Annotated in this window: 22 protein-coding genes; 9 read left to right on the forward strand and 13 right to left on the reverse strand. The window is 67.0% G+C overall.

Annotated features, from left to right (window positions below; all coding sequences use genetic code 11):
- Window positions 1-12 precede the first annotated feature (12 nt).
- The gene (locus AC07WS_RS22125) at window positions 13-1,758 is read left to right on the forward strand and encodes a methyl-accepting chemotaxis protein (protein WP_494731160.1); all 1,746 of its coding nucleotides are present in this window, start codon (window positions 13-15) and stop codon (window positions 1,756-1,758) included.
- A gap of 7 nt (window positions 1,759-1,765) precedes the next feature.
- On the opposite strand, the gene AC07WS_RS22130 is transcribed toward AC07WS_RS22125, so the two are convergent.
- A complete protein-coding gene (locus AC07WS_RS22130) occupies window positions 1,766-3,535 on the reverse strand; it encodes an FAD-dependent oxidoreductase (RefSeq protein ID WP_494731161.1) in 1,770 nt (589 codons plus the stop codon).
- A 158-nt stretch (window positions 3,536-3,693) separates the two neighbouring features.
- On the opposite strand from AC07WS_RS22130, the gene cysM reads away from it, so the two are divergent.
- Window positions 3,694-4,596: a cysteine synthase CysM gene (cysM, locus tag AC07WS_RS22135; protein WP_494731162.1), complete on the forward strand. Its 903-nt coding sequence runs from the start codon at window positions 3,694-3,696 to the stop codon at window positions 4,594-4,596.
- A gap of 72 nt (window positions 4,597-4,668) precedes the next feature.
- Here the strand turns inward: cysM and AC07WS_RS22140 are convergent, their stop codons facing one another.
- The 5 genes from AC07WS_RS22140 to AC07WS_RS22160 all read right to left on the reverse strand — a co-directional run bounded on the left by AC07WS_RS22140 (window position 4,669) and on the right by AC07WS_RS22160 (window position 10,596).
- Window positions 4,669-5,004: a hypothetical protein gene (locus AC07WS_RS22140; protein ID WP_008446241.1), complete on the reverse strand. Its 336-nt coding sequence runs from the start codon at window positions 5,002-5,004 to the stop codon at window positions 4,669-4,671.
- Window positions 5,005-5,432: 428 nt separating this feature from the next.
- Window positions 5,433-6,572, reverse strand: coding sequence for a lytic murein transglycosylase B (gene mltB, locus AC07WS_RS22145; RefSeq protein WP_494731163.1), 1,140 nt, complete (start codon window positions 6,570-6,572; stop codon window positions 5,433-5,435).
- Window positions 6,563-8,677, reverse strand: coding sequence for a transglutaminase TgpA family protein (locus AC07WS_RS22150; protein ID WP_494731164.1), 2,115 nt, complete (start codon window positions 8,675-8,677; stop codon window positions 6,563-6,565). Before AC07WS_RS22150 ends, mltB begins: the two co-directional genes overlap by 10 nt.
- Complete coding sequence (locus AC07WS_RS22155) at window positions 8,674-9,669, reverse strand: DUF58 domain-containing protein (protein ID WP_494731165.1); 996 nt, start codon at window positions 9,667-9,669, stop codon at window positions 8,674-8,676. Before AC07WS_RS22155 ends, AC07WS_RS22150 begins: the two co-directional genes overlap by 4 nt.
- A 6-nt stretch (window positions 9,670-9,675) precedes the next feature.
- Window positions 9,676-10,596: an AAA family ATPase gene (locus AC07WS_RS22160; RefSeq protein WP_494731166.1), complete on the reverse strand. Its 921-nt coding sequence runs from the start codon at window positions 10,594-10,596 to the stop codon at window positions 9,676-9,678.
- Between the two features lie 109 nt (window positions 10,597-10,705).
- On the opposite strand from AC07WS_RS22160, the gene AC07WS_RS22165 reads away from it, so the two are divergent.
- Window positions 10,706-11,632 (forward strand): histone deacetylase family protein, encoded by a 927-nt coding sequence (locus AC07WS_RS22165; protein WP_494731167.1) that lies wholly within the window; start codon window positions 10,706-10,708, stop codon window positions 11,630-11,632.
- A 257-nt stretch (window positions 11,633-11,889) separates the two neighbouring features.
- Here the strand turns inward: AC07WS_RS22165 and AC07WS_RS22170 are convergent, their stop codons facing one another.
- From AC07WS_RS22170 to AC07WS_RS22185, 4 genes are all read right to left on the reverse strand, one after another.
- On the reverse strand, window positions 11,890-12,021 hold the full coding sequence (locus AC07WS_RS22170) for a hypothetical protein (RefSeq protein WP_494731168.1): 132 nt from the start codon (window positions 12,019-12,021) through the stop codon (window positions 11,890-11,892).
- A 405-nt stretch (window positions 12,022-12,426) separates the two neighbouring features.
- A complete protein-coding gene (locus tag AC07WS_RS22175; RefSeq protein WP_494731169.1) occupies window positions 12,427-14,418 on the reverse strand; it encodes an alpha/beta hydrolase family protein in 1,992 nt (663 codons plus the stop codon).
- A gap of 113 nt (window positions 14,419-14,531) precedes the next feature.
- Window positions 14,532-16,532, reverse strand: a complete 2,001-nt coding sequence (locus tag AC07WS_RS22180; protein WP_494731170.1) for a right-handed parallel beta-helix repeat-containing protein — start codon at window positions 16,530-16,532, stop codon at window positions 14,532-14,534.
- Window positions 16,533-16,676: 144 nt separating this feature from the next.
- Window positions 16,677-18,674: an OPT family oligopeptide transporter gene (locus AC07WS_RS22185; RefSeq protein WP_494731171.1), complete on the reverse strand. Its 1,998-nt coding sequence runs from the start codon at window positions 18,672-18,674 to the stop codon at window positions 16,677-16,679.
- 134 nt (window positions 18,675-18,808) lie between these two features.
- Here AC07WS_RS22185 and ylqF point away from each other — a divergent pair, with 134 nt between their 5' ends.
- Entirely contained in the window at window positions 18,809-19,759 is a 951-nt protein-coding gene (gene ylqF / locus AC07WS_RS22190) for a ribosome biogenesis GTPase YlqF (RefSeq protein ID WP_494731172.1), read from the forward strand.
- Between the two features lie 4 nt (window positions 19,760-19,763).
- Here ylqF and AC07WS_RS22195 read toward each other — a convergent pair whose 3' ends face one another.
- On the reverse strand, window positions 19,764-20,561 hold the full coding sequence (locus tag AC07WS_RS22195; protein ID WP_494731173.1) for a DODA-type extradiol aromatic ring-opening family dioxygenase: 798 nt from the start codon (window positions 20,559-20,561) through the stop codon (window positions 19,764-19,766).
- A 154-nt stretch (window positions 20,562-20,715) separates the two neighbouring features.
- Here AC07WS_RS22195 and AC07WS_RS22200 point away from each other — a divergent pair, with 154 nt between their 5' ends.
- The 5 genes from AC07WS_RS22200 (at window position 20,716) to AC07WS_RS22220 (ending at window position 23,565) form a co-directional block, all read left to right on the forward strand.
- Window positions 20,716-21,603 carry a cobalamin-binding protein gene (locus tag AC07WS_RS22200; protein ID WP_494731174.1) on the forward strand — a complete coding sequence of 296 codons (888 nt, stop codon included), beginning with the start codon at window positions 20,716-20,718 and terminating at the stop codon, window positions 21,601-21,603.
- Between the two features lie 77 nt (window positions 21,604-21,680).
- Window positions 21,681-21,848, forward strand: a complete 168-nt coding sequence (locus AC07WS_RS22205; protein WP_494731175.1) for a hypothetical protein — start codon at window positions 21,681-21,683, stop codon at window positions 21,846-21,848.
- Window positions 21,845-22,177: a hypothetical protein gene (locus tag AC07WS_RS22210; protein WP_494731176.1), complete on the forward strand. Its 333-nt coding sequence runs from the start codon at window positions 21,845-21,847 to the stop codon at window positions 22,175-22,177. The genes AC07WS_RS22205 and AC07WS_RS22210 overlap by 4 nt, the downstream gene beginning before the upstream one ends.
- A 49-nt stretch (window positions 22,178-22,226) precedes the next feature.
- Window positions 22,227-22,973, forward strand: coding sequence for an SDR family oxidoreductase (locus AC07WS_RS22215; protein ID WP_494731177.1), 747 nt, complete (start codon window positions 22,227-22,229; stop codon window positions 22,971-22,973).
- A 103-nt stretch (window positions 22,974-23,076) separates the two neighbouring features.
- Window positions 23,077-23,565, forward strand: a complete 489-nt coding sequence (locus tag AC07WS_RS22220; RefSeq protein ID WP_494731178.1) for an ester cyclase — start codon at window positions 23,077-23,079, stop codon at window positions 23,563-23,565.
- Here the strand turns inward: AC07WS_RS22220 and AC07WS_RS22225 are convergent.
- Both AC07WS_RS22225 and AC07WS_RS22230 read right to left on the reverse strand, forming a co-directional pair.
- Window positions 23,525-24,439 (reverse strand): LysR family transcriptional regulator, encoded by a 915-nt coding sequence (locus AC07WS_RS22225; protein ID WP_494731179.1) that lies wholly within the window; start codon window positions 24,437-24,439, stop codon window positions 23,525-23,527. The two genes, AC07WS_RS22220 and AC07WS_RS22225, sit on opposite strands and share 41 nt — an antisense overlap.
- Window positions 24,432-25,292: an efflux RND transporter periplasmic adaptor subunit gene (locus AC07WS_RS22230; RefSeq protein WP_494731180.1), complete on the reverse strand. Its 861-nt coding sequence runs from the start codon at window positions 25,290-25,292 to the stop codon at window positions 24,432-24,434. Before AC07WS_RS22230 ends, AC07WS_RS22225 begins: the two co-directional genes overlap by 8 nt.
- Between the last annotated feature and the right edge of the window lie 12 nt (window positions 25,293-25,304).

Raw genomic sequence — 25,304 nt, forward strand, 5'->3', positions numbered from 1 at the left:
CGGAGGCCTCATATGAAAAGCAAATTCTCCATCAAGAATATTTTCATTTTGTTCTTCCTGGTCAGTCTGGCATTGTCCAGCCTGACCTTGTGGGCGCTGGTGCGCATCTCGACCAAGGAGGCCGAGCTGAACCACGCCAACGAGGCGCGCTACCATTCCTATCTGCTGGCCGACGAATTGCGGCAAAGCTCGGACGACCTGACCCGGCTGGCCCGCACCTACGTCGTCACCGGCGATCCCAAGTACGAAAAAGAATACCTGGACATCCTCGACATCCGCAACGGCAAGAAGCCGCGGCCGCAGCACTACGAGCGCATCTATTGGGACTTCGTGGCGGCCGGCGTGGACAAGCCCACACCCGACGGCGCCACCATCGCGCTGGCCGACCTGATGCACCAGGCCGGCTTCACCGACGAGGAATTCGGCAAGCTCAAGGAGGCGCAGGCCAATTCGGACGGCCTGGTCAAGACCGAGGTCATCGCCATGAACGCGGTCAAGGGCTTGTTCGACGACGGCAGCGGCAAGTTCACCAAGTCCGGGCCGCCCGATCCCGAGATGGCGCGCAAGATCATGCACGACGAGCAGTACCACAAGAACAAGGCCAAGATCATGCAGCCGGTGAACGAGTTCCTGGTGCTGCTCGACGAGCGCACAGGCGCGGCCGTGGCGGGCTCGGCCCACAGCACCAATATGGCGTTCTGGACCGCGATCGCGCTGCTGATCCTGCTGGTGGGCGTGTCGCTGATCTGCCTGTTCATGATCTACCGCCACATCAAGCTCAGCTTCGACCACGCGATCGACACCGCGCGCAATATCGCCGATGGCGACCTGAGCCACGACATCCGGGTCGAGCGCGACGACGAGGTGGGCCACCTGATGGACGCGATGAACACCATCAACACCAACCTGACCGGCATGATAGGCCGCATCCGTTCCAGCACCGACGAGATGCTGGTGGCCACCGACGAGATCGCGCGCGGCAACGCCGACCTGTCGTCGCGCACCGAGGCCCAGGCCAGTTCGCTGGAGGAGACCGCCAGCTCGATGGAGCAGCTGACCGACACCGTCAAGCAGAACGCCGACAGCGCGCGCGCAGCCAATCAGTTCGCGGCCGACGCCTCCACCGTGGCGGTGCAGGGCGGGGCGATGGTGGCGCAGGTGGTCGACACCATGGGTTCGATCAAGGCCAGCTCCAGCCGCATCGTCGACATCATCGGCGTGATCGACGGCATCGCCTTCCAGACCAACATCCTGGCGCTGAACGCGGCGGTCGAGGCGGCGCGCGCGGGCGAGCAGGGGCGCGGCTTCGCGGTGGTGGCGTCGGAGGTGCGCAACCTGGCCCAGCGCAGCGCGGCGGCGGCCAGGGAGATCAAGGAGCTGATCGGCGCGTCGGTGGAGACGGTCGATGCCGGCAGCAAGCTGGTGAACGACGCCGGCAGCACCATGACGCTGCTGGTGGCGTCGGTGCAGAAGGTGGCCGGCATCATGGCGCAGATCACCGAGGCCAGCCAGGAGCAAAGCACCGGCATCGGCGAGGTCAACCGCGCGGTGACGCAGATGGACGACATCACGCAGCAGAACGCGGCGCTGGTGGAGCAGGCTGCCGCGGCGGCGGAGAGCTTGCAGGAACACGCGCAGGCGCTGGCCCAGTCGGTCAAGGTGTTCCATTTGAAGGGCGAGGCGCCGGCGGCCGCGCGCCGGCCGGAGCCGGGGCTGGCTCCGCCGCGCACCCGGCTGGCGCTGCCGGGCGCGCGCTGAGGCGGATTTAGCTGAACACCTTGTCGGCCGGCAGGTTGGCCAGGAAGGCGTGGATCTGCGACACCACGGCCGCGCCTTCGCCCACCGCCGCAGCCACCCGCTTGGTGGAGCTGGCGCGCACGTCGCCGATGGCGAACACGCCCGGCACACTGGTCTCCAGCGCGGCGCGCGAGGGCAGGTCGCGCGGATACACGCCGTCGGCGAAGTTGGCGCGGCACTGGGCCTTGGTGACGTCGAAGCCGGTGCGGATGAAACCGTTGGCGTCGACGTCCACGCCGCAGTCGCTCAGCCAGCCGGTGTTGGGGTCGGCGCCGATGAACAGGAACACGCGGCAGACGTCGTAGTCGCATTCCTGCTCGTTGAGCGAGTTGCGGATGCGGACCTGCTTCAAGCCGTCGTCGTCGCCCTCCAGCGCGACGATTTCCGAGTGCGTGTGCAGCTCGATGTTGGGGGTGGCCTGGATGCGCTCGATCAGGTAGCTGGACATGGTGGAGGCCAGGCTGTCCTTGCGGATCAGCATGTGGACCTTGGAGGCGTGGCCCGACAGGAACACGGCGGCCTGGCCGGCCGAGTTGCCGCCGCCGACCAGCACGATCTCCTCGGTCTTGCACAGCTTGGCCTCGATCGGCGAGGCCCAGTAGTACACGCCCTTGCCCTCGAACTGGCGCAGGTTGGCCAGCGACGGCCGGCGGTAGCGCGCGCCGCACGACAGCACCACGGTGCGCGCCTTGAGCCGTTGCAGGCTGCCGCACATTTCCACCTGCAGCGGATAAGTGTCGCAGATCAAGCGGCCGGCCGGGGCCGGGATCGCCACCTCGACGCCGAACTTCTGCGCCTGCACGTAGGCGCGGCCGGCCAGCGCGCGGCCGGAGACGCCGGTGGGGAAGCCCAGGTAGTTCTCGATGCGGGCGCTGGCGGCGGCCTGGCCGCCGTAGGCGCGCGTTTCCAGCGCCAGCACCGACAAGCCCTCCGACGCCGCGTACACCGCGGTCGCCAGGCCGGCCGGGCCGGCGCCGACCACGATCACGTCCCAGATCTTGTCGCCGTCGAGCTCGGGCAGCATGCCCAGGCAGCGGCCGATGTCGACCACGGTGGGGTTCTTCTTGACCACGCCGTCCGGGCACACCACCAGCGGCAGCTCGTCCGCCCTGGGCTGGTAGTGCGCCATCAGGTCGGCGGCCTGCTGGTCCAGCTCGGGGTCGAGCACGGTGTGCGGATGGCCGTTGGCCGCCAGGAAGCTTTGCAGCGTGTGGATGCGGCCGTGGCCGCGCGGGCCGACGATGACCGGGCCGCCGGAGTTTTGTTCGATCAGGCCGACGCGGCGCAGGATCAGGGCGCGCACGATGCGCTCGCCCAGCTCGGCGTGCGCCACCAGCAGCGCGCGCAGCGATTCGGACGGCAGCACCAGCACCTCGACCGCGCCGACCGCCTTGCCGTTGCCCAGCGAGGGCCGGCCCGACAGCTGCGCCACCTCGCCGCCGAACTGGCCCGGCGTGTGGGTGGTGATGTAGGCGGTGTTGCCCAGGCCGTCGTAGCGGCTCACCTCGATGCCGCCCTTGAGCACCAGCATCAGGCCGAAGCTGGTCTTGCCGGCCTCGAAGATCATCTCGCCGTCGCTGAAGTGGCGCACGTGGCCGAAGCGGTGCATATGCTTGATGTCGGCCGCGCTGAGCACGGGGAAGATCTGATGGCGGCGTTTTTCCAGGTCGAGACTCTGGGTCGGAGCGGGCTCGTCCGGGGTGTCTTCGGGGAGCAGTTCCATAGGAGTGGTGGCCATGACGATTCCGGGAAAAAAAGAGTGACGGTGAAAGTGTTGCAAGTCTAGCGCAAGGCGGCGGCCCAGTCCAAACACTTCGCCGGGGCATGCCGCCGTACGCCGTACGCCAAGCCGGTTTAAAATGGCTGTTTTAGCGAAATCTCTGACGATAGAACACGATGGCTTACAAGACTCTGGAAGATACGATAGGCAACACGCCGCTGGTGCAGCTGACCCGGCTTCCCGGCGCTGACGCGCTGGCCCGCAACAACGTCATACTCGGCAAGCTGGAGGGGAACAATCCGGCCGGCTCCGTCAAGGACCGCGCCGCCATGTCCATGCTCAAGCGGGCCGAAGAGCGCGGCGACATCAAGCCGGGCGACACGCTGATCGAGGCCACCAGCGGCAACACCGGCATCGCGCTGGCGATGGCGGCCGCGCTGCGCGGCTACAAGATGCTGCTGCTGATGCCGGAGAACCTGAGCGTGGAGCGGCGCCAGAGCATGGCCGCCTACGGCGCCCAGATCATGCTCACGCCCAAGACCGGCGGCATGGAGTACGCGCGCGACATGGCCGAGCAGCTGCAGAAGGACGGCAAGGGCATCATCCTCGACCAGTTCGCCAACTTCGACAATTCGCGCGCGCACTACGAGGGCACGGGGCCGGAGATCTGGCGCGACACCGGGGGGCGCGTGACGCACTTCGTCAGCGCCATGGGCACCACCGGCACCATCATGGGCGTGTCGCGCTATCTGAAGGAGCAGAATCCGGCGGTGCAGATCATCGGCGCCGAGCCGGAGGAGGGGTCGTCGATCCCGGGCATCCGCAAGTGGCCGGAGGCCTACCTGCCGAAGATCTACGAGCGCGCGCGGGTGGACCAGATCGAACCGGTGTCGCAGGCGGCGGCCGAACGCATGGCGCGCCGCATGGCGGCCGAGGAAGGCATATTCTGTGGAATTTCGGCGGCGGGCGCCTGTGAAATCGCGCTGCGCATCTCGCAAACGGTGGAGAACGCGACCATCGTGTTCATCGTTTGCGACCGCGGCGACCGCTACTTATCGACCGGCGTGTTCCCGGCGTAAGCCAAGCGTGGGGATTGCGTCCCTCTCCCCTGGATAAGGGGGAGGGAGTCGCGGCAGGACGGAGGGCTGGGATCAGCCCTGGCCGCCTGGTTCGCCTTCTTTAGGCTTGAACTGCTTGTCGCTGATGCGGAACTTGTTGCGGCGATCGCCCATCAAGTAGCGCAGGTCGCGGATGCTCAGGTCGCTCACTTCGTGCATGCGGATCAGCAGCGAGGCGCCAACCGGCAGGCGGTGGTGGCGGATTTTGCTGATGACCGGCGGCGCCACTTCCAACGCGCGCGACAGGGCCGCGTCATTTTTCAGACGCAGGTTCTCGATCAGGGTATCGAGCAGGCGGTTGGGATTGTATTGCAACAGATCATCGCCATCCGCATCGTTGTTCATATCTATGCCGACTTGGTTTGTCATGATTTCGTCTTTTCCTTCTGTAAAGTTGTCCTGCAAAGTACAACACTCGGAGCTCGCTTTGCTGCGTTAATGTTCATCCTTACCAAGGAACGAATTCACACACGGACGGATTCCGGGATAACAAGTTTCATAATATATACACAATTGTACAACAACACGCCTTCTAATACTCATAAGCAATAAAAAAACACGCTTGCCATAGGTTATTGTTGTCCGGTTGCAACATTGTGTGAGAATTATACACCCAACGATATGCTAAGCTGCCTGTGCACACTTTTAATGAACACACAAAGTTAATTATAAATTAATTTTGTTGTAGAACGGTTTACGTTAGGCCCGCAGTTACCGCAAGTTTGTACAAATTATTGCCAAGTGTCAACTAAACAATACAGTTTGCAAGTCCGCGGGACAAGCTACTTTACGCTTCCTTACATCCCGCCGCGCGCCAGACGCACGGCGCGCCCCAGCTCCACCACCGACATCGCATAGAAATAACTGCGGTTGTATTGCGTGATCGCAAAGAAATTATTATTGGCCAGCCAGTACTCGGTGGGCTCGGCGCCGTTCTGCAAATCCACCAGGCCGTAGGTCTGCTGTTCCGGCACCGGCACCGTGGTGCTGACGCCGGCCGCCGTCAATTCCTGCGGGCGGTACTTGGCGCTCAAGCCCTGGTTGGTCATGCCTTCCCAGGCGCGGTTGGGCGAGACGGCGGCGGAATACACCAGCGGGCCGCCCAGTTCGCGCTGCCAGCCGTGCGCGGCCAGGAAGGCCGCCACGCTGCCGATGGCGTCGACGCCGGAGTTGAGCAGGTCGACCTTGCCGCTGCCGTCGAAATCGACGGCGTACTTCATCAGGCTGCTGGGCATGAACTGCGGCATGCCGATGGCGCCGGCAAACGAGCCGCGCAGCGACAGCGGATCGATGCCGTTCTGACGCGCGAACAGCAGCGTCGATTCCAGCTCGCCGCGGAAGAAGGCCATGCGCTCGGTGCGCTGCGGCGCGTCCGGATAGGAGAAGGCCAGCGTGGTCAGGGCGTCGATCACGCGGAAGCGGCCGGTATTGCGGCCGTACACGGTCTCCACGCCGAGGATGCCGACCAGAATTTCGGCCGGGATGCCGTACAGCGCCTCGGCCCGCTCCAGCGCCTCGCGGTTGTCGTTCCAGAACTTGACGCCGTTGTCGATGCGCACCGGATCGACGATGAGCTTGCTGTACGCCTGCCAGTTCTTCGGCTTGCCCGGCGGCGCGGGCTTGACCAGCTGCACCGCCGAGTCGACGTAGCGCACCTGGCCCATCAGGGTGTTCAGTTCGGCGCGGTCGAAGCCGTCGCGGGCGGCGACCTCGTCGAGGAAGGCGCGCACCTCTTTCCACTCGCCGAAGTTGACGAATTCGCCGACGTAGTCGATCGGCGGCGGGCCTTTTTTCTTGGCGGCCGGCGCGGCTTTTTTCTTCGGCTGCATGCTGGGCGGCAGCTTGTAGCCGTAGGGGTCGATGGCGGCGGCCTGGCCGGCCTGGCCCAGGGTGGCGGCGCCCAGCAGCAGGGCGGAAATCAAAGTCTTCATCGGCATAAGGTTAGCAGTGTTTTGAGCGTCGTCAGCGACGCCGCACGTGATTCGGAACCGGCGGCGCCATACTTCAGCGCGCCGTACAGGGTTAAAAATTTTTCCATCGCGGCATGCTGGTCCGGGCCGGCCTGCATGGTGCGCAGGCGGGCGGCGTAGCTGAGCGGGCCTTCGTCCGGGCGGCGCGCGTAACCGCGGCGCGCCTGCTGCCGGCAGAAACGGTCGTACAGCCGGTCCAGCGGCGCCACCGGACGCCGCTGCCGCCGCCAGTACAGCCCGTACAGCAGGCCGCACGCTAGCGCCGCACCGAGTGCGCTGCGCCAGTTGGCGAAGGCCGAGCTTAGTTCTTCGAGGAAACCTCGCTGCCTGTCTGGATTGTAATCCAGGACCCATTGATTCCAAGCATTATTCAACGCGGCGTAACGGAATCTGATCTGGCTCAACCACGAATTGGGGTCGTTTTGCAGATTTAGCAAGGCGCCGAGGCCGAAAACGGGCGCCGGCGGCAGCGCCTGGGCCAGGTTGCGGGCGATGCGTTCGGGGGCGACGGCGGCGGTCGGGTCGACGCGGCGCCAGCCGGCGCCGGCGGCCCAGTACTCGGCCCAGGCGTGGGCGTCGGACTGGCGCACGGTGAGGTAGCCGTCCACCGGGTTCAGTTCGCCGCCCTGGTAGCCGGTGACCACGCGCGCCGGCACGCCCATGGCGCGCATCAGCACCACGAAGGCGCCGGCGTAGTGTTCGCAAAAGCCGGCCTTGCTGCCGAACAGGAAGTCGTCGACCGCGTCGCGGCCCAGCAGCGGCGGTTGCAGCGTGTAGGCGTAGCCGCCGTCGTGGAAGTGCTGCAGCGCCCGCAGCGCGGCGCCGGCGGCCTGGCGCGCGGACAGCGGGCCGGCGGCGCCGGGGGCGACCGCCTGGCGCCAGCGCTGCGCCAGCGCCAGCGCGCGCGGGTTGTAGCCGGCCGGCAGTTCGGTCCAGCGCGCCATGCGTTGCGGCTGCTCGGCCGCCTGCACGCTGAAATCGGTCCAGGCCTCGGCCTCATAGCGCACGCGCTGGGTGACCGGCTCGCTGGTGAAGAATTCCAGTTCGTCGGAGTCGCGCACGCGGTAGCCGGGCAGCGACAAGGTCGGGCCGCTCAGTTCCAGCGCGGCCAGCCAGCGGGTGTTGGTGGCTTCCAGCGTGATCTCGTGGCGCAGCGGCTGGCCGCGCGTGGCGATGCCCACCTCCTGCCGCTGCAGGCCGCGCCGGCGCGGCACGCGGGTCCAGGTGCGGCCGTCGTAGTCGCCCAGCACGACGCTGCGCCAGTACAGCTGGCTCTGCGCCGGCGTGGTGCCGGGGAAGCGCGCGCGGAAGGCCACGGCGTCGGACTGCGCCAGCGACGACAGCGTGCCCGGCGCCATGCTGTCGGAGATGCCGGTGTGGCCGCTGTGGGCGTCGCCGGGCAGGCCCCACAGCGGGCCCTGGATGCGCGGGAAGCCGACGAACATCAGCAACGCCAGCGGCGCTGCCAGCAGCGCGGTGCCGGCAGCGCGGCGCAGGCGGTGCGTCAGCGGCGGCACGGCGCCGGTGTACTGGAACGATTGCTGGGCGGTCAGCAGCACGATCAGCGTGGCGCCCATCCACAGCGCGGTGGGCATGGTTTGCGAGTAGAGGAAATTCGTCAGCAGGACGAAGAAGCTGAGGAAGATCACCACGAACAGGTCGCGCTTGGCGCGCATCTCCAGCAGCTTGAGGGCCAGCAGCAGCGCCAGCATGGCGACGCCAGCGTCGCGGCCCAGCAGCGTGTGGAAGCTGCGGTAGACGCCGGCCATGGCGGCCAGCGACACCGGCAGCAGCACCCACAGCGGCGGCATGCGCTTGCCGCGCCAGGTGATGGCGGCGCGCCACAGCAGCGTGCAGCACACCATGGCGCTGGTCCACAACGGCAGGTGCTCGAAGTGCGGCGCCAGCACCATCAGCGCGGCGGCCAGCAGCAGCAAGGTGTCGGACTTGTCGCGGGTCAGGCGCAGCGACAGGCGGGCGCGCGGGCTGGCGTGGGCGCCGGGGCTGTCGCTGCCGCCGGCGCTGGCGCGGTCACCGGGCGGCGCCGGCGATGGCGGCAGGGCGGCGCTCATGACTGGCCCTCGTGGCCGAACAGCGCCAGTGCGCGCAGGCAGGCCGCTTGGTGGGCGTCGCCCAGCGCCGGGCCGTATTCGTGCTGCGCCAGGCGGAAGGTGTAGGGCAGGGCGCGCTGCTCGGCCTCCAGCACCCAGCGCGCCATGCGCGAGAGCTTGCGTTCCAGCTCCAGCTGCGGCGGCAGTGCGGCGAAGTCGAGGCACAGCTCGGCCACGGCGCCGCCGTCGAAATGCTTGGTGACCAGCTGGCCGCCCAGCGCCGGGTCGTGGCGGGCGATCTGGCGCCACGCCAGGTGGCGCATCGGGTCGCCCGGCTGGTAGCTGCGGATGCCGGCGAAGTTGTCCAGTCCGACGGTGCCGTGGCCGTCCTCGCTGGCGGCGCCGCTCGACGGCAGCGGCTGCGCCGGCGTTTCTGGCGCGGGGTAGACCAGCACCCTGAGCGCCGGCCGCCAGTAGCTCCACGCGCGGAACAGGCCGAGCGGGAAGCGCGTGACCAGGCGCACGCGCGGCGCCTCCAGCCAGCCGCGCCCGCTGGTGGCGGCCGACAGCAGCACGGCGCTGGCGCCGCCGGCCGGCACGTCGGTGACCTGGCGCGGCTCGCCGTCGGCCTGGAAGCCCAGCCAGATGGCGTAGCGGTCGAACTTGCCTGGGTTGTGCAGCCGCAGTTCGAACTGCGCGGCCTCGCCGGCGAACACCGGCTGCGCGCGGCCGGGCGCGAGCCGCAGGCGGGCCAGGTTGTGCGCGGTCTGGTACATGTCGGCGATGGCGCAGGCGCCGGCGAAGAAGGTCAGCGCGAAGCCCAGGCCGAGGTTGTAGTTCAGCGCGCCGATCAGCATCAGCAGCAGCAGGCCGGCGAAGGCCAGGCCGGGCCGGGTCGGCACAATGAAGACGCGGCGCATGGTCAGCGTCACCTCGCCCGGCTCGCTGGGGCCCAGCTGGAACAGCCACTGGTCGCGCGCCTTGCGGTACAACGATGACAGCTGGCCGGCCATGGCGTTCTAGACGGGCACCGACTTTTGCAGCTGCAGCACCAGGTCGCGGCTGGCCAGCGCCACGCCGTGCGCGGCCTTCAGCGGCCGCAGCCGGTGCGCGCACACCGGCACCAGCATCGCCTGCACGTCCTCCGGCAGCACGTGGTCGCGGCCTTCCAGCGCGGCCCAGGCGCGCGCGGCCTGCAGCAGGGCGATGGCGGCGCGCGGGCTCATGCCCTCGGCGAACAGGCCGTTCTGGCGCGAGGCGGCGGCCAGCGCCTGCACGTAGTCGATCAGCGCCGGCGCGGCGTGGATGCGCTTGAGCGCCTGCTGCGCCTCGGCCAGCTCGGCCGGCGTCATGGCCGGCGGCAGCGCCTTGAGCAGCACGCGCCGGTCCTCGCCCATCAGCAGCGCGCGCTCGGCGGCGGCGTCCGGGTAGCCCAGCGACAGGCACATGAGGAAGCGGTCCAGCTGCGATTCCGGCAGCGGGAAGGTGCCGATCTGGTGGGTCGGGTTCTGCGTCGCGATCACGAAGAACGGCTCGGGCAGCGCCCGCGTGACGCCGTCGGCGCTGACCTGGCGCTCCTCCATCGCCTCCAGCAGGCCGGACTGGGTCTTGGGCGTGGCGCGGTTGATCTCGTCGGCCAGCAGCACCTGCGTGAAGATGGGGCCGGGGTGGAACACGAAGCCGTTCTTCTCGCGCTCGTAGATCGAGATGCCGTTGACGTCGGCCGGCAGCAGGTCGCTGGTGAACTGGATGCGGTTGAAGCGCAGCCCCAGCGAGATCGCCAGCGCGTGCGCCAGCGTGGTCTTGCCCACGCCCGGCACGTCCTCGATCAGCAGGTGGCCGCCGGCCAGCAGGCAGGTGAGCGCCTGGCGGATCTGCTGTTCCTTGCCGACGATGATGTCGCCGACCTGGCGGGCCACTGCGTGCAGTTTGGTGTACATGGTTTCGATGGGAGTTGGGCGCTGTACAGATTCTATGCGAGAAACGGAGCAGGCGATACCGTGCCGGCCATCTATGGTAGATTAGCGCCTACCAGCAGCAGATAACGACATGACCACAGCCATCTACAGCCACCCCGATTGCGCCCGCCACGACATGGGCGACTGGCACCCCGAATCCCCCGCGCGCCTGCAAGCGATTGCCGACCAGCTGATTTCCTCGCACATCAGCGACCTGCTGGAATACCGCGAGGCGCCGCTGGTGCAGCTGGCGGACCTGGAACGCAACCACAGCAGGAACGCCATCGGCATCGTGCGCGACAACGTGCCGGCGCCGGGCGAGACCTACCCGATCGACGGCGACACCTCGCTCAACCACTACAGCTGGCAGGCCGCGCAGCGCGCCGCCGGCGCCGCCGTGGCCGCCACGGACGCGGTCATCGACGGCGAGATCGACAACGCCTTCTGCTCGGTGCGTCCGCCCGGCCACCACGCGCGGCCGATCGAGCCGATGGGCTTCTGCCTGTTCAACAACGTGGCCGTGGCGGCCAAGCACGCGCTGGATGTGCGCGGGCTGGCGCGGGTGGCGGTGGTGGACTTCGACGTCCATCACGGCAACGGCACCGAGGAGGCGCTGCTGCACGAGCCGCGCGCGCTGATGGTGAGCTTCTACCAGCATCCGTTTTATCCGTACACGGAGCCGGAGCCGATCAGCGAGCACATGGTCAACGTGCCGGTGCCGGCCCACACCAAGGGCGACGCGGTGCGCAAGATCGTGCTGGAGCAATGGCTGCCGGCGCTGCATGCGTTCAAGCCGGAGATGATCTTCATCTCGGCCGGCTTCGACGCCCACCGCGAGGATGAAATCGGCGGCATGGGGCTGGTCGAGGCCGACTATGCGTGGATCACGCAGCAGGTGATGGAGGTGGCCAGGCTGTACGCCAAGGGCCGCATCGTCAGCTGCCTCGAGGGCGGCTACAACCTGTCGGCGCTGGGCCGCAGCGTGGTGGCGCATGTGAAGGCGCTGGCGGACTTGTAGCCGCCGGCGCTCGGTGGTCTTTCCCGCTCGGTGTATGCGGCGGGTGGTATGTCACAGGTCCTTGCGGCATTCATGCTCGTTCCCCTTGCGCGTTCTGTCTGGTTTTGTCTCGTTCTGTCTCAGCGGAGCTTGTGCGCCGCACAAAGTACAAACGAGACAAGAGGAGACGGAACGAGACAGCCAAACGAGCACGAATGCCGCAAGGGCCGATTTTCGGACCCGGCGTCTATACTCCCGGCAAGGAAGCAGGCTGTGCGCTAAGGCGCGGGAGCGGGCCGCAGGTTGGCGAGGATGGCGGCGTAAAGCTCCGGTGTGAGCGCGCCCGACAGGCTGTAGATATCGGGCGCGTTATCGATGACCAGGTAAGCGTATTGCGAGTTTGGCGGCATGGACTGAAGTCCCCGTCGGGCGGAATTAAATGCACCGAGCAGGCCATGCTGGCAGGGATAAAGACCTTGCCGACGAGCGCGGGCGGCAGTTGGATCTCCAGCGTGCCGAACTGGAGTCTCGTGCAGCCGGTGCAGTTTGCCTTTGCTGGCCATTCGAGCTGTTCCAGGGCGACGAAGTTTGCTCCGTATGCCGGGACAAACCAGCTGCCAGCCGTCAGTAGTAACAGCGCGGAAGCGGGAAGTGTTAAGCGCATCGTGAAGCCTTGGATAACAACCTCGACGAAGCTATTCACGGATAAAAGATAACCTTTTTCAGTATGCATTGAAGAGGCCTGAGCCAAGTTGGCGGATCAGCCATGTAATGGATGCCTGACCGCCGGGCGGCGAGGGCGGCCTGGGCGGTCCTTACTTGGCTGGCGCCAGGTGGCGCGCCAGGAAGGCGTCGACCTGTTTCCAGAAGTCGATGCGGTTGTCTTCATGGCGCCAGCCGTGGCCTTCGTTGTTGTAGGTGATGTAGCGCACGTTGGCGTTCCCGGCCTGGACCGCGTCGCGGAAGCGATCCGCGTGCACCTGCGGCACGCGGCGGTCTTCCAGACCGTGCGCCATCAGCAGCGGCTGCTTCAGCTCGGCCGCGCGCAGCAGCGGCGAATTGGCGCGGAACAGGGCGGCGTCGGTTTGCGGATCGCCGATCAGCGTGCGCATGCCGTAGTTCAGGCTTTCCTCGGACGCGTCGGACTGCGGCGTGCTGAACATCAGCCCGATGTCCGTCACGCCCGCCCATTCGACGCCGCAGCGGAAGAGCTCGGGCTCTTTGATCAGCCCCATCAGCGTGGCGTAGCCGCCGTAGCTGGCGCCCATCAGGCCGATGCGCCTGGGGTCCGCCCAGCCCTGCTTGACGGCCCAGCGCGCGGCGTCGGCCAGGTCGTCCTGCATGGCGCCGCCCCATTGCTTCCAGCCGGCGCGGAAATGCGCGTAGCCAAAGCCGGTGCTGCCGCGATAGTCGGGCTGGATCACCACGTAGCCGCGGCTGGCGAGGAACTGCGCCTCGGCGTCCCAGTCCCAGTAGCCGCCGCGGACGTAGGGGCCGCCGTGCACCAGCACCACCGCCGGCCGCGGGCCGTCGGCCTTGCCGGGCGGCAGCGTGACGTAGGCCGGAATCGTGCGGCCGTCGCGCGCCTGGTAGCGCAGCAGGTCACGCTGGCCCATCTGCTGCGGGTCGATGTCGGGATGGGCGCCGCCCAGCCCCTGCAGCTTGCCGTCGGCGCGCGTGTACAGCACGTATTGGTCGGGCTGGCGATCCGACGAGGCGACCACCAGCAGCACCGGCGAGGCCAGGCAATCCTGGGCGCAGTGCACGGTGTTGGTGGTGGCGGGCATGGCGGCGTCGATCCTGGCCTGGTCGGCCTTGAGCGCCGGATGGAGCCAGTAGGTGGTGCCGGCGTCGGTCTGCATGTGGATACCGAGCAGCTTGCCGCTGGCGCCGTCGATTTCGGGCGTGCCGTTGAAGTCGTAGCCCGGCACCGAGACGAAGGGCTCGGCGGCCCGCTTCATCGTGTTGAGGTCGTAGCGGAACAGCGCGCTGTAGCCCTGGTGGTTGGCGCGCACGTAGAGGACGTCGGCGCCGTCGAGGAACATCGGCGTGAAGCGCTCGTCCTGCAGGCAGTTGCCGCTGGCCAGTTCGGTCCAGCCGCTCTCCTGGCCCTTGCGGTAGGAGCTGATGCAGCGCCCCTGCCGCACCGAGGTGGCCACGCGCGGCGCGTCGTGCACGTCGGTCAGCCAGTCGCTGACCGCCTCCGGCTGCGCCCCCTCGAATGTGCTGCTGAGCTGGGAGGTGCGGGTGTTGAGGCGATACAGCCGCGAGTGTTCGGGCGCGGCGTCGATGCCGTTCCAGTGGTAGCGCTCGACCAGGATGTCGTCCGAGCCGTCGTGGGTCACGCTGTGGAAGGCGTAGTCGGCGGTCAGCTTGTGGGCCTTGATCATGCTGCCGGTCGATTCCTGCTGGTGTTCCCAGCTGCCGGAGATCAGGTGCACCAGGTGGCTGCCGTCGATGTCGGCCGCCAGCTCTTCCTGGTTACCCTGGAATTCGATGCGCAGGTTCTTGACGGTGAAGCCGATGCGCCGCTCGTTGACCCAGTGGACCGCGGTGATGGTCTCGCTGGGCGAGGTCTTGATGATGACGGTGTATTTGCCCAGGTCGGCGGTGTCGTACACCACCAGGCCGGAGACGCCGCCGGGCAGCATCGTCACGCTGGCCACGTGGCCGCCCTTGGGCGAGAGCGTCACATGGCTGGTTTGCGCTGCCTGGAAGAAGGCCGCGGCGGGCGCTGCCGCGCGCGCGGCGCAGGGCAGCAGCAGTGCCAGCAGCAAGGGGGTGAAACGGAACGGCGATGGGGACATGGGGGCCTCTGCGATGTTTTTTTAGCATCGTAGAGGCCGGTTGCTTTTTTGTCAATCATGCGTGACGTTGCGTCCGGCCAGGATGCGCGCCGCCCGTTGTTCCGCTGCGGCGTTTACGGCTTGGGCTTGTGAGCCTCGGTGCCAAACTCCATCGGCGCCGTATCGCGCTGGTGCGCGCCGGCATCGATGCCGGTGTCGCCTGGTCCTGACGTCGCCGCCGTATTGAAGTTGGGCAGACTGACCCCGGTGCCGTATCCCAGCGATGTTTTATTCAGGCTGAAGTCCCCCTTGTTTTGGGGCGCCACTGTGGTCAGGAATACCTTGCCCGTGAGCTGGGTTGGGGGGGGCTCATAGGCATAGGTTTTGAGTTCTATCGTCGGCATGACCTTGTTGCCTTCCTTGAAGATAATCGGCCTGGCATCGGTCGCGCCGCTTCCGGCCGCGCGGTGTTGTTCGAACACGGTGCCGGTGACGGTGCCGATGAAGGCGTCGTAGTCGATGTCGTTCTTGCCGCAGTTTTCGTTGACGGCGACGACGGAACGCTTGCTGAGCCTATTGGTCATCAGGTTGTTGCGGCTGACGATATTGCAGGTGCTGTAACCGAAGGGCGTGGTCAAGAAGCCGCCCGCGCCCAGCCCGGATGTCAAGCCGCTATCGATAAAGGGTTGTGGCTGAAGATTTGTATTGTGGAATAGATAGATTCTGCCGCCGTTGACGATAGGCTGATCGCTGCCCAGCTTGAAAAAGGAGCCGTGGTCGTCAACTTCCGGATCCGTGGTGGGGGCGTGCATGCCCACCGTGTCGCTCAGGATGTTTCTGAACGCGTAAATAGGCCCTTCCGATACCGTCGCCATGCCCACGCCATTGTAGACGTGATGCAGGTAATTCCCCCAGATGCGAACGTTGCGATTGGCGCCCTCGGATTCGATGGCGTCGTCATAGACGCCGGAAATGTCATTGCCGTTGATATCCGAATCGGCGTTCGGGAAGCCTTCGAACGAGAAGTTGGACAAGCCGCCGATGCCGTCGTTGAAGTAGTGGCCTGGCGCCGAGTAAATCGTGTTGTAGCGGATCACATGGTTGCTGCCGCAGTGACTGAACATGACCGCCTGAGCCGAGTTGGGATGGCCGTAGGCCCAATGCTGCGAACCGTAGCGCGGATGGTGTATCGTGTTGCGCTGGATGACGACGCGGCTAGGCCGCTCTGTGGGAGGAGCTTTCGTATTCTGGCAATAGACGCCAGCCTCATATTCGGTGCCGGCGACGATCTTATTGGTCGGTACGTTACCGGCGCTCGGCGGCGGTGCGGTGCCCAGCGGGGCTGCGCCGAAGCCGCTGATGTCATTGCCTTCGATAATGACGTCTTGCGTCTTCGTGGCGATCTCTATGCCCTGGCGCTGGCAGTTTTTCAGGATAAGATTGCGTACGATGACATGCGAGGCGGTGATCGTTACGCAGCTGCCTGCATCCGGATGCAGGCCTTCGCCCATGTCGATGACGCTTTGCGTGCCGGGCAGCGGCTCATAGAGCACATAGGCACCGGGATGGCCCGAGACGTTGACCTGATAGGTCGTCGTCGAGAACTCGGGAACGAAGATGGTCTGGGCGACCACGGGCATGTCGGTCCATGTGGCTTGCGTGGTCTCGGCGGTCGTGCCAGGCTCGTCGGCCAGTTGCAGCGCGATATCGTAGGTGGTGTCCGCGTCCAGCATCACCAGACTGCCGCGGTATTCGCGGTTGCGTGGATCGAACCACAGCGGCAGGCCGTCGCGCCATGTCTGATCGCCATGTTTGCGGAACTGCACCCGCGCCCGACGGTCGACCACGGCGTTGGGCGGCGCCCAATAAATGCCGATCGATTGGAAGGTCGGGATGGTGGTCAGCGGGGTCGCAAACGATGGTTGCGGCTTGCGGAACTTCAGGTCTGGATCGTCGGAGTAAGCGTCAGGGGCTTTCTCGTAGGCATAAGATTCGGCCTTTGGTCCGGAGTCGTGCGGGGATGGCACATTTGCGTTGTCCGCGACGAAGTCGATGCTCTGCGCTTGGGCGGCGGCGGCCAGCGTCAGCGCAGTCAATACCGCCCAGGTGGGCAGCCATACGGTGGTTTTTTTCACGGGGTTCCTGAGGTGAAGAGAGCGGGAACTCAGGATGATATTGAAATTCTAATGTTGAATTATAGCCAATTGTCACATCGGCGGCGTCCAAATGAAAAACGCCCTGCCGGGCGGCAGGGCGTTGGACATCGGGCGCGGACTACCTCAGGCGGCGACGTTGCGCCCGCTCTTCGCCGACCAGCGGTACAAGCCCCACACCATGGCGATGCCGAGGATCAGCGCCACCACCATGGTCTGCGCCTCGCTCAGCGAGTTGGCGATGGCCAGCGGCTCACCCTTGCCGGAGACCACGATCAGGCCGGCCAGCGCGACATTGAACAGGCTCTCGCCGACGATGAAGCCCGACATCACCAGCACGCCGAGGCGCTTGGCGGTGTCGCCGCCGACCTTGTGTTCCATCGCGCGGTCGAACAGGTAGCCGGTCACGGCGCCGATGCATACCGGCGTGATCACCGCGCTGGGCAGGTAGATCGCCAGGCCCACGCCCAGCGGCGGCAGCGAGTACTTGCCGTTGCTGGACTTCTTCAGGGCGAAGTTGATCGCCACCAGCAGCAGGCCGACCAGGGCGCCATAGCCCAGCAGGTCCCAGCGCAGCTGGCCGCCGATCACGCCCTTGGCCAGGGTCGAGATCAGCAGCGCCTGCGGCGCGGCCAGCGGCTGGTCCGAGATCGAGTTGAGGTTGGGCGCGCCGACGAAGCCGTTGGCGTGGTTGAGCAGCTCCAGCACCGGCGGCACCACGCAGGAACCGGCCACCACGCCGATCAAGAGGCCGACCTGCTGCTTCCACGGCGTGGCGTCGACCAGCTGGCCGGTCTTCAAGTCCTGCAGGTTGTCGTTGCCGATCACCGCCACCGCCAGCACCACGGTGGTGACGAACAGCGCGTAGGCGATCAGCGCCTGCGCCACCTCCGGCCCCATGACGCTGCGCCCGACCATGCCCACGCTCAGCGCGGCGCCGAGGATGGTCAGGATGGCGATGCCCGACACCGGCGAGTTGGAGGAGCCGATCAGGCCCGCCATGTAGCCGCAGACGGCGGCGGCGAACATGCCGGCGATCAGGATGTAGCCGATGCCTACGGCCACCAGCGGGAAGGCCAGCGACGCCAGCGGGCCGCCCTGCAGGAAGGAGGCCAGCAGCCAGCCGGCCGGCACCATCGACAGCAGCGTGACCAGGCCGACCACGAAGATCGGCAGGTCCTGCTCGGTGCGGTCGAGCACGCCGCCATTGAGCTTGGCCTTGCGGGCCGATTCCATCGCCGACTTCAGGCCGCCGAAGATGGGCTTGGCCAGGCCGGCCAGCGTGATGATGGCGGCCATGCCGATCACGCCGGCGCCCATCATGCGCACTTCCTTGGACCAGATGCCCAGCGCGTGCGCGGAGGCGTCGACGCCGGCGGCGGCCGGCGACAGATGCGTCATCAGCGGCACCATGATGCCCCAGGCGATGACCAGGCCGGCCAGCATCGCGATGCCGACCGTGATGCCCATCAGGTGGCCGGCGCCGATCAGCGCCAGCGAGCTCGAAGCGCCGATGCCGGTGGCGCCAGCATTGGCCCCCGCACCGGTGCGGAAGTAGATCGCCACCTCGCCGGCCATCAGCTTGACGGCGGCGCCGGCGGCGAACAGCGCCGAGGCGGTGCTGCCCCAGATCACGGCCCACAGGCCGGCCTTGCCCTCGGCCGCGCCGGCGCGCGAGGCCATGCCGACCTTGAGCACCTCGGCCGCGGCCACGCCCTCCGGATACGGCAGGTCGGACTGCGACACCAGCGCGCGGCGCAGCGGCATCGTGTACATCACGCCCAGCACGCCGCCGATGGCGCAGGCGCCGAAGGTGGGCCAGAACGGCACCTTGGCCCACCAGCCTATCATCAGCAGGCCGGGCAGCACGAAGATCACCGAGGCCAGCGTGCCGGCCGCCGAGGCGATGGTCTGGACGATGTTGTTTTCCTGGATGGTGGCGTCCTTGAAGGCGCTCAGCAGCGCCATCGAGATCACCGCCGCCGGGATCGAGGTGGCGAAGGTCAGGCCGACCTTCAGGCCGAGGTAGACCTGCGCGGCGGTGAAGACCAGGGTAATCAGAATGCCCAGGATAATGCCGCGAAGGGTGATTTCCTTCGGGTTGGACGGTGCAGCTATGCTCATCTTCAGCACTCCGGTGGAGAAAATAATATTGTTGATATGGTCAGGAAACGCAAAAAGCGCCCCATGATATCCGAAGTCCAGACGGGGTAGCAGGTAAAATAGCGGATTGTCAGAACGATTTTGAAGGTCAGAGCATGTCGATACAATGGTACCCGGGGCACATGAACGCCGCCAAGAAGAAGGCGGCCGAGCAGATGGAGAACACCGATCTGGTGATCGAGGTGGTCGACGCGCGCCTGCCCGAGGCCAGCACCAATCCGATGGTGGAGGAGCTGCGCAAGTTCCGCCAGCGTCCGTGCCTGAAGATCCTCAACAAGATCGATCTGGCCGATCCGGCCGCCACGGCGGCCTGGGTGGCCTACTACAACGCGCAGGAGGGCGTGACGGCGTTCGCGATGACGACCAAGAAGCCGGCCGACGTGGCGCGCGTGCCGGAACTGGCCAAGCAGCTGGCGCCGCACCGCGGCGTGCCGACCAAGCCGCTGCGCATCATGATCATGGGGATCCCCAACGTCGGCAAGTCGACGTTGATGAACGCGCTGCTGAAAAAGCGCGTGGCCAAGGTCGGCGACGAGCCGGCGGTGACCAAGCAGCAGCAGAAGCTCTACCTGGACAAGAACACCATCCTGGTCGACACGCCCGGCATGCTGTGGCCGAAGATCGCGCTGCCGAGCGATGGCCTGATGCTGGCCGCCAGCCACGCGATCGGCTCGAACGCGCTGATCGAGGAGGAGGTGGCGGTGTTCCTGGCCGACGAGATGCTCAAGTATTACCCGCAGCTACTGGTGGCGCGCTACGGCTTCAAGGACATCGGGAGCTTCGACGGCATCGCCGTGGTGGAGGGCGTGGCGGCCAAGCGCGGCTTCCGCCAGAAGGGTGGCGACCTCGATTTCGAGAAGGCCTCGCACACCTTCCTGGGCGACTACCGCAGCGGCATCCTGGGCCGCATTTCGCTGGAGACGCCGGCCAGCCGCAAGGAGCGGCTGGAAGCGCACAACGCCGAGATGGCGGTGAAGGCCGCCGAGAAGGCCGCCATCGCCGCCGCCAAGGCCGAGGCCTACGCCAACGGCAAGCGCGGCACCTGACCGTTTAACCGAAGCGGAAGCTGGTCACCGCCAGTGATCCCATGAACGCGTCCTCGTGGTACGGCACGGACGCCGCATCGTTCTCCGCCGCGCCCAGCGCCACCATCAAGGGCAGCAGATGCTCCTCGCGCGGATGCGCCATGCGCGCGGCCGGCGCCTGCTCCCACGCCAGCAGCTGCGCCGCGCGTTCTTGCGGCGGCAGCGCCATCGTCGCCCGCAGCCAGCCGTCAAACGCATGCGACGCCGCCGCTCCCTGCGCGTTGAAGGCGCGCAGATTGTGGTAACTGAGCCCGCTGCCGACGATCAGCACCCCCTGCTCGCGCAAGGGCGCCAGCAAACGGCCCACCTCCAGATGCGTCAACGGATCGAGCCCCCGCTTGAGCGACAGCTGCACGATGGGCACGTCCGCGTCCGGATATACCGGATACAGCGCGCTGAAGGTGCCGTGGTCGAAGCCGCGCTGCGGGTCCAGCCGCGCCGGATGGCCGCCCGCCTCCAGCAGCTGTCGGACCTGTTCCGCCAGCGCCGGCGAACCGGGCGCCTTGTACTGCACCTCGTAGGTGTGCGGCGGGAAGCCGCCGTAGTCGTAGATCATGGCCGGCGCGGCCGACGACGACAGCGTGAATTCGGGCGCCTCCCAGTGCGCGGTGACCGCCAGCACCGCCTTCGGCGTCACGCCGATCTGGCGCGGCATGTCGCGCAGCGATGCATCCAGCTGGGCGTACAGGTGGCCGACCTGGTCCATCATGAACGGCCAGGGGCCGCCGCCGTGGGACAGGAAATAGGTGGGCAAGACTTTCATGGCGAAGCTCCGGTTTGAGTATGCCACCACTATAAGCACCGGCGCCGCGCCGATCAATGCGCGAAATGTAGATAGGTCATATCTAAAATGTGAATGATCAGGGGCGCGCGCGTATAATCCCGCTCTTCGTCCGCCCGCCCCAACGCCCACGCCCATGACCTCCATCACCCACCAAGCGCGCCTGCTGGCCGCAGCCCTGCTGGCGTGCGCCGGCGCCCACGCCGCCATCACCGTGCAGGACGACGCCGGCAACAGCGTCACCGTCGCCAGGCCCGCGCAGCGCATCATCGCGATGGCGCCGCACATCACCGAGCTGCTGTTCGCGGCCGGCGGCGGCGAGCGCGTGGTCGGCGTGATGAACTACAGCGACTACCCGGAAGCGGCCAAGCGCATCCCGCAGGTGGGCAGCAACGCCACCATCGACATGGAACACGTGCTGGCGCTGCGCCCGGACCTGCTGGTGGTGTGGAAGAGCGGGAACACCGCGCGCCAGCTGGATCAGTTGAAAAGCCTGGGCATCCCCATCTTCTACAGCGATCCGCAAAAGCTGGACGAAGTGGCCACCAGCCTGACCCGCCTGGGGCGGCTGATGGGCACCGAGGCCGCCGCGCAGAAGGCCGCGCAGGACTACCGCCAGAAGATCGCCCAATTGTCCGCCAGCTACGCGCAGCGGCCGACGGTGCGGGTGTTCTACCAGATATGGGAAAAGCCGCTGTTCACGCTCAGCGGAGAGCACATCGTCAGCGACGCGATCCGCGTCTGCGGCGGTCAGAACGTGTTCGCCGCGCTGAAGGTGCCGGCGCCCACCGTCAGCACCGAGGCCGTGTTGAAGGAGAACCCGGAAGCCATCCTGGGCGGCGAGGCGCACGACGCCGAATCGGGCATCAACATCTGGAAGCAGTACCCCGGCATGCAGGCGGTCCAGCGCGGCAACCTGTTCATGCTCGGCGGCGAGCAGCTGGTGCGCGCCACGCCGCGCATCGCCGACGGCGTGGCGGCGCTGTGCGAGCGGCTGGAGACGGCGCGCCGCCACCGGCCCTGAGGCTGGACGCCGTCGACCGCGCAAAATATCTGGAATTTTTCGATTCGTTCGCGGTCCAAACCAGGATGAAACGTGGCGTGAAGGTGGTAAACCGGTATAAACTCGACAGTGCGCCGGCCTCGGTGATCGACGGCCACGACCTGACGTCCGCCACGGCGGCGCAGGCTACAGTATTTGCGGTGATGGATAGCCTGGTTGCCAAGTCGGCTCAGGAACGCACCGCCAGGAAGCAAGGACAGACATGAAAGAAATCAGCGACGAACGCAAGGCGGCCGAAGGTGAGGTCATGAAGATCTACAAGGAGTCTTCGCCGGTCATCGAAACCCTGTTCGAATGGGCCTACATCAACCACGTCGCCTGGAGCCTGGCGGTGCTGGCGCTGGGCTTCATCGTCTGGCTGGTGATTGCGCTCACCAACGCCGAGAACCAGCGCAATGCCTTGATGACCAAGCAGTGCGCCGATCCCGTCTTCAAGGGAGAACTCGACAAGAAGTGCCTGCGCACCGTGCACTCGCGCGAGCACTGGTGGCAGCACGTCGGCTACGCGCTGACGCATCTGAGCCCGGAAAAATAAACCCGGCCCAAGCCCGCAGCAGCGGGCTTTTTGCTTGATGAGGCATCCGATGAAACAAGTGATGGTGGTGACCGGCGGCGGCCGGGGCATAGGCGCGGCGACCGCGCTGATGGCGAGCCGGCGCGGCTACGCGGTCTGCATCAACTACCTGCGCGACGCGCAGGCGGCCGGGCGGCTGCGCGCCCAGATCGCGGCCGAGGGCGGCGAGGCGATCGCCGTGCAGGCCGACGTCGGCGTGGAGGCGGACGTGCTGCGGCTGTTCGCCACCGTCGACGAGGAACTGGGGCCGCTGACGGCGCTGGTCAACAACGCCGGCGTGCTGGAACGGCAGTGCCGTTTGACCGAGATGTCGGTCGAGCGTCTGCAGCGCGTGTTCACCACCAACGTGATCAGCTACTTCCTGTGCAGCCGGGAGGCGGTCAGGCGCATGTCGACCGCCAGCGGCGGGCATGGTGGCGGCATCGTCAACCTGTCGTCGGGCGCGGCCCGGCACGGCGGCGCCAACGTCTACATCGACTACGCCGCGTCCAAGGGCGCGATCGACGTGCTGACGCTGGGCCTGTCGAAGGAGGTCGCGGCCGAGGGCATCCGCGTGAACTGCGTCCGGCCGGGCATCATCTACACCGACATCCACGCCAGCGGCGGCGATCCGGATCGCGTGGCGCGGCTCGAATCGACCGTGCCGATGCAGCGCGGCGGCCAGCCGGAGGAAATCGCCGAGACCATCCTGTGGCTGCTCGGCCCACAATCGTCCTACGTCAGCGGCGCCATCGTCGACGCGGGCGGCGCGCGCTAGGCATTTTCAAACGCCGCAAGCAACTGCTTCAACGGCCAGGCCCATTCCGGCGCGGCGGCCGGCGGCGCACAATCCGGGCATCCACACAACGAAAGGATTGCCCATGAAACGCTCCCTCCTGATCACCGCCTTGCTGCTGGCCGGCGCCGCCAGCGCCAACGACCTGACCGAGCAGGCGGCCCGCCGCTACGCCGCCTTCTGGAACACCGGCGATCCGGCGCTGGCCAAACAGGCGCTGGCGCCCGACTTCATGGACCGCACCTTGCCGGCCGGCCGCGAGCAGGGCGTCAACGGCCCGCTGCAGGCGTCCAAGGGCTTCCGCACCGCCGTCCCCGACCTGAAGGCCGAGATCACCGACATGGTGGTCAACGGCGACCGCGTGGCCGTGCACCTGCACTTCAGCGGCCACTTCACCGGCACCTTCGGCGCCACCAGTGGCAAGGGCCAGGCCATCGACTTCCGCGCCTTCGACCTGTACCGCGTGGCCGACGGCCGCATCGCCGAGAACTGGCACCTGGAGGACAACCTGACGCTGTTGCAGCAGATGGGCGTCATGCCAGGTCTGCAAAGCGCTCCAGCAAAAACGCAATAAGCAGCGCGATGCGCGGCGGCTGGTAGCGGTTGCGGTGGTACAGCAGGTTGAGCGGCGCGCTCTCGGTGAAGTACTCGTCGAGCACCGTCTCCAGCCGCCCGCTGCGCAAGTCGCCGGCGATGTCGAGGATGGACTTGTAGGCGTAGCCCTGGCCGGCGATGGCCCACTTGCGTATCACCTCGCCGTCGTTGCTCTGCTGCGTGCGGCGCACGCGCACGGCGCGCTTCTCGTCCGCCTCGTCGTTGCTGCAGTAGCGCCATTCCTGCATCGGCCCCAGCGCCGTCACCAGCACCAGCGTCGGCAGCCGCGCCAGCTCCTCCGGCGTGGCCGGGCCGCCCGTCTGCGCGATCAGCGACGGCGCCGCGCACACCACCCGCCGGCTCGGCGCCAGCACGCGCGCCACCATCTCGCTGTCGGCCAGCTGGCCGTAGCGGATCGCCAGGTCGATATCGTCCTGCACCATGTTCGCGGTCGAATCGCTCAGCGTCAGCGAATACTGCAGCTCCGGATGGCGGCCGCGGAATTCGTCGAGCATCGGCATCAGCACATTGCGCCCCAGGTCCGACGGCGCCGAGACCTTCACCATGCCGCGCACATTGTCGCCGCCCGCGTGCAGGCCCGCCTCCGCCTCCGCCATCAGGGCCATGGCCTGCTCGCTGAAGTGGCGGTACATCTGGCCCTCCTCGGTCAGGCGCAGCTGGCGCGTGGTGCGCTCGAACAGCTTGACCTGCAGCGAGGCCTCCAGGCGCTGGATGCAGGCGCTGGCCGCCGCCGGCGACATGCCTTGCTTGCGGCCGGCGGCGGAAAAACTGCCCAGCAGCGCCGCGTCCAGGAACAGGCGGATGGTGCTGAAACGATCGGCGCCGTTATCCATGGATCACCACCGTGCAGGTGGTGCCGGCCACCAGCTCCAGTCCCTTGGGCTGCTGGTCGATGCGGATGCGCACCGGCACGCGTTGCGCCAGCCGCACCCAGTTGAAGGTGGGGTTGACGTCGGCCAGCAGCTCGCGGCCGGTGTTGGCGTCGCGGTCGGTGATGCCGTGGGCGATGCTCTCGATATGGCCGTGCAGCTGGGCCGCGCCGCTCATCAGGTGCACCTCGACGGCATCGTTCACCTTCAGCAGCGGCAGCTTGGTCTCCTCGAAATAGCCCACCACGTAGTACGAGGCGCTGTCGATCATCGCCAGCTTGGCCGCGCCGACGGCGGCGAAGTCGCCCGGGTGCACATTGAGGTTGGTGACGTAGCCGGTGACCGGCGCGCGCACCACGGTGCGCTCCAGGTTCAGCTCCGCCAGCTGGCGCGCCGCCAGCGCCGCCTGGTACTGCGCGGCCGCCGTGCCGACCGCGAATTCCGCCGTCTCCTTGCTCTCGGCCGAGACGATGGAATTGTCCAGGCCCGCGCGGCGGCTGGCCTCCTTGCTGCGCCGGCCTTTCTCCACCTGCTGCGACGCCAGCACGGCGTTGGCCTGCACCAGCGCGCTCTGGTAGCGCGCCTTGTCGACCTCGAACAGCACGTCGCCCTGCTTGACCAGCTGGTTATCGCGCACCATCACGCCGGTGACGGTGCCGGCGACGTCGGCGCTGATGGTGACCACGTCGGCCTTGACGCGGCCGTCGCGCGTCCAGGCGGACTCCATGTAGCGGTCCCAGGCCGAGCGGCCCATCCACAGGGCGGCGCCCACTAGCAGCATGGTCAGGAAAAAGCGGAAGATTTTGGATGCGCTCACGGCGGCCTTTCT

The organism is Duganella sp. GW821-FHT01E12, from assembly GCF_059422325.1.

Excerpts from the sequence above, each read along its gene's own strand:
- AC07WS_RS22125 (WP_494731160.1), top strand. The coding sequence starts at position 13 with ATGAAAAGCAAATTCTCCATCAAGAATATTTTCATTTTGTTCTTCCTG.
- AC07WS_RS22130 (WP_494731161.1), bottom strand. The coding sequence starts at position 3,535 with ATGGCCACCACTCCTATGGAACTGCTCCCCGAAGACACCCCGGACGAG.
- cysM (WP_494731162.1), top strand. The coding sequence starts at position 3,694 with ATGGCTTACAAGACTCTGGAAGATACGATAGGCAACACGCCGCTGGTG.
- AC07WS_RS22140 (WP_008446241.1), bottom strand. The coding sequence starts at position 5,004 with ATGACAAACCAAGTCGGCATAGATATGAACAACGATGCGGATGGCGAT.
- mltB (WP_494731163.1), bottom strand. The coding sequence starts at position 6,572 with ATGCCGATGAAGACTTTGATTTCCGCCCTGCTGCTGGGCGCCGCCACC.
- AC07WS_RS22150 (WP_494731164.1), bottom strand. The coding sequence starts at position 8,677 with ATGAGCGCCGCCCTGCCGCCATCGCCGGCGCCGCCCGGTGACCGCGCC.
- AC07WS_RS22155 (WP_494731165.1), bottom strand. The coding sequence starts at position 9,669 with ATGGCCGGCCAGCTGTCATCGTTGTACCGCAAGGCGCGCGACCAGTGG.
- AC07WS_RS22160 (WP_494731166.1), bottom strand. The coding sequence starts at position 10,596 with ATGTACACCAAACTGCACGCAGTGGCCCGCCAGGTCGGCGACATCATC.
- AC07WS_RS22165 (WP_494731167.1), top strand. The coding sequence starts at position 10,706 with ATGACCACAGCCATCTACAGCCACCCCGATTGCGCCCGCCACGACATG.
- AC07WS_RS22170 (WP_494731168.1), bottom strand. The coding sequence starts at position 12,021 with ATGCCGCCAAACTCGCAATACGCTTACCTGGTCATCGATAACGCGCCC.
- AC07WS_RS22175 (WP_494731169.1), bottom strand. The coding sequence starts at position 14,418 with ATGTCCCCATCGCCGTTCCGTTTCACCCCCTTGCTGCTGGCACTGCTG.
- AC07WS_RS22185 (WP_494731171.1), bottom strand. The coding sequence starts at position 18,674 with ATGAGCATAGCTGCACCGTCCAACCCGAAGGAAATCACCCTTCGCGGC.
- ylqF (WP_494731172.1), top strand. The coding sequence starts at position 18,809 with ATGTCGATACAATGGTACCCGGGGCACATGAACGCCGCCAAGAAGAAG.
- AC07WS_RS22195 (WP_494731173.1), bottom strand. The coding sequence starts at position 20,561 with ATGAAAGTCTTGCCCACCTATTTCCTGTCCCACGGCGGCGGCCCCTGG.
- AC07WS_RS22200 (WP_494731174.1), top strand. The coding sequence starts at position 20,716 with ATGACCTCCATCACCCACCAAGCGCGCCTGCTGGCCGCAGCCCTGCTG.
- AC07WS_RS22210 (WP_494731176.1), top strand. The coding sequence starts at position 21,845 with ATGAAAGAAATCAGCGACGAACGCAAGGCGGCCGAAGGTGAGGTCATG.
- AC07WS_RS22215 (WP_494731177.1), top strand. The coding sequence starts at position 22,227 with ATGAAACAAGTGATGGTGGTGACCGGCGGCGGCCGGGGCATAGGCGCG.
- AC07WS_RS22220 (WP_494731178.1), top strand. The coding sequence starts at position 23,077 with ATGAAACGCTCCCTCCTGATCACCGCCTTGCTGCTGGCCGGCGCCGCC.
- AC07WS_RS22225 (WP_494731179.1), bottom strand. The coding sequence starts at position 24,439 with ATGGATAACGGCGCCGATCGTTTCAGCACCATCCGCCTGTTCCTGGAC.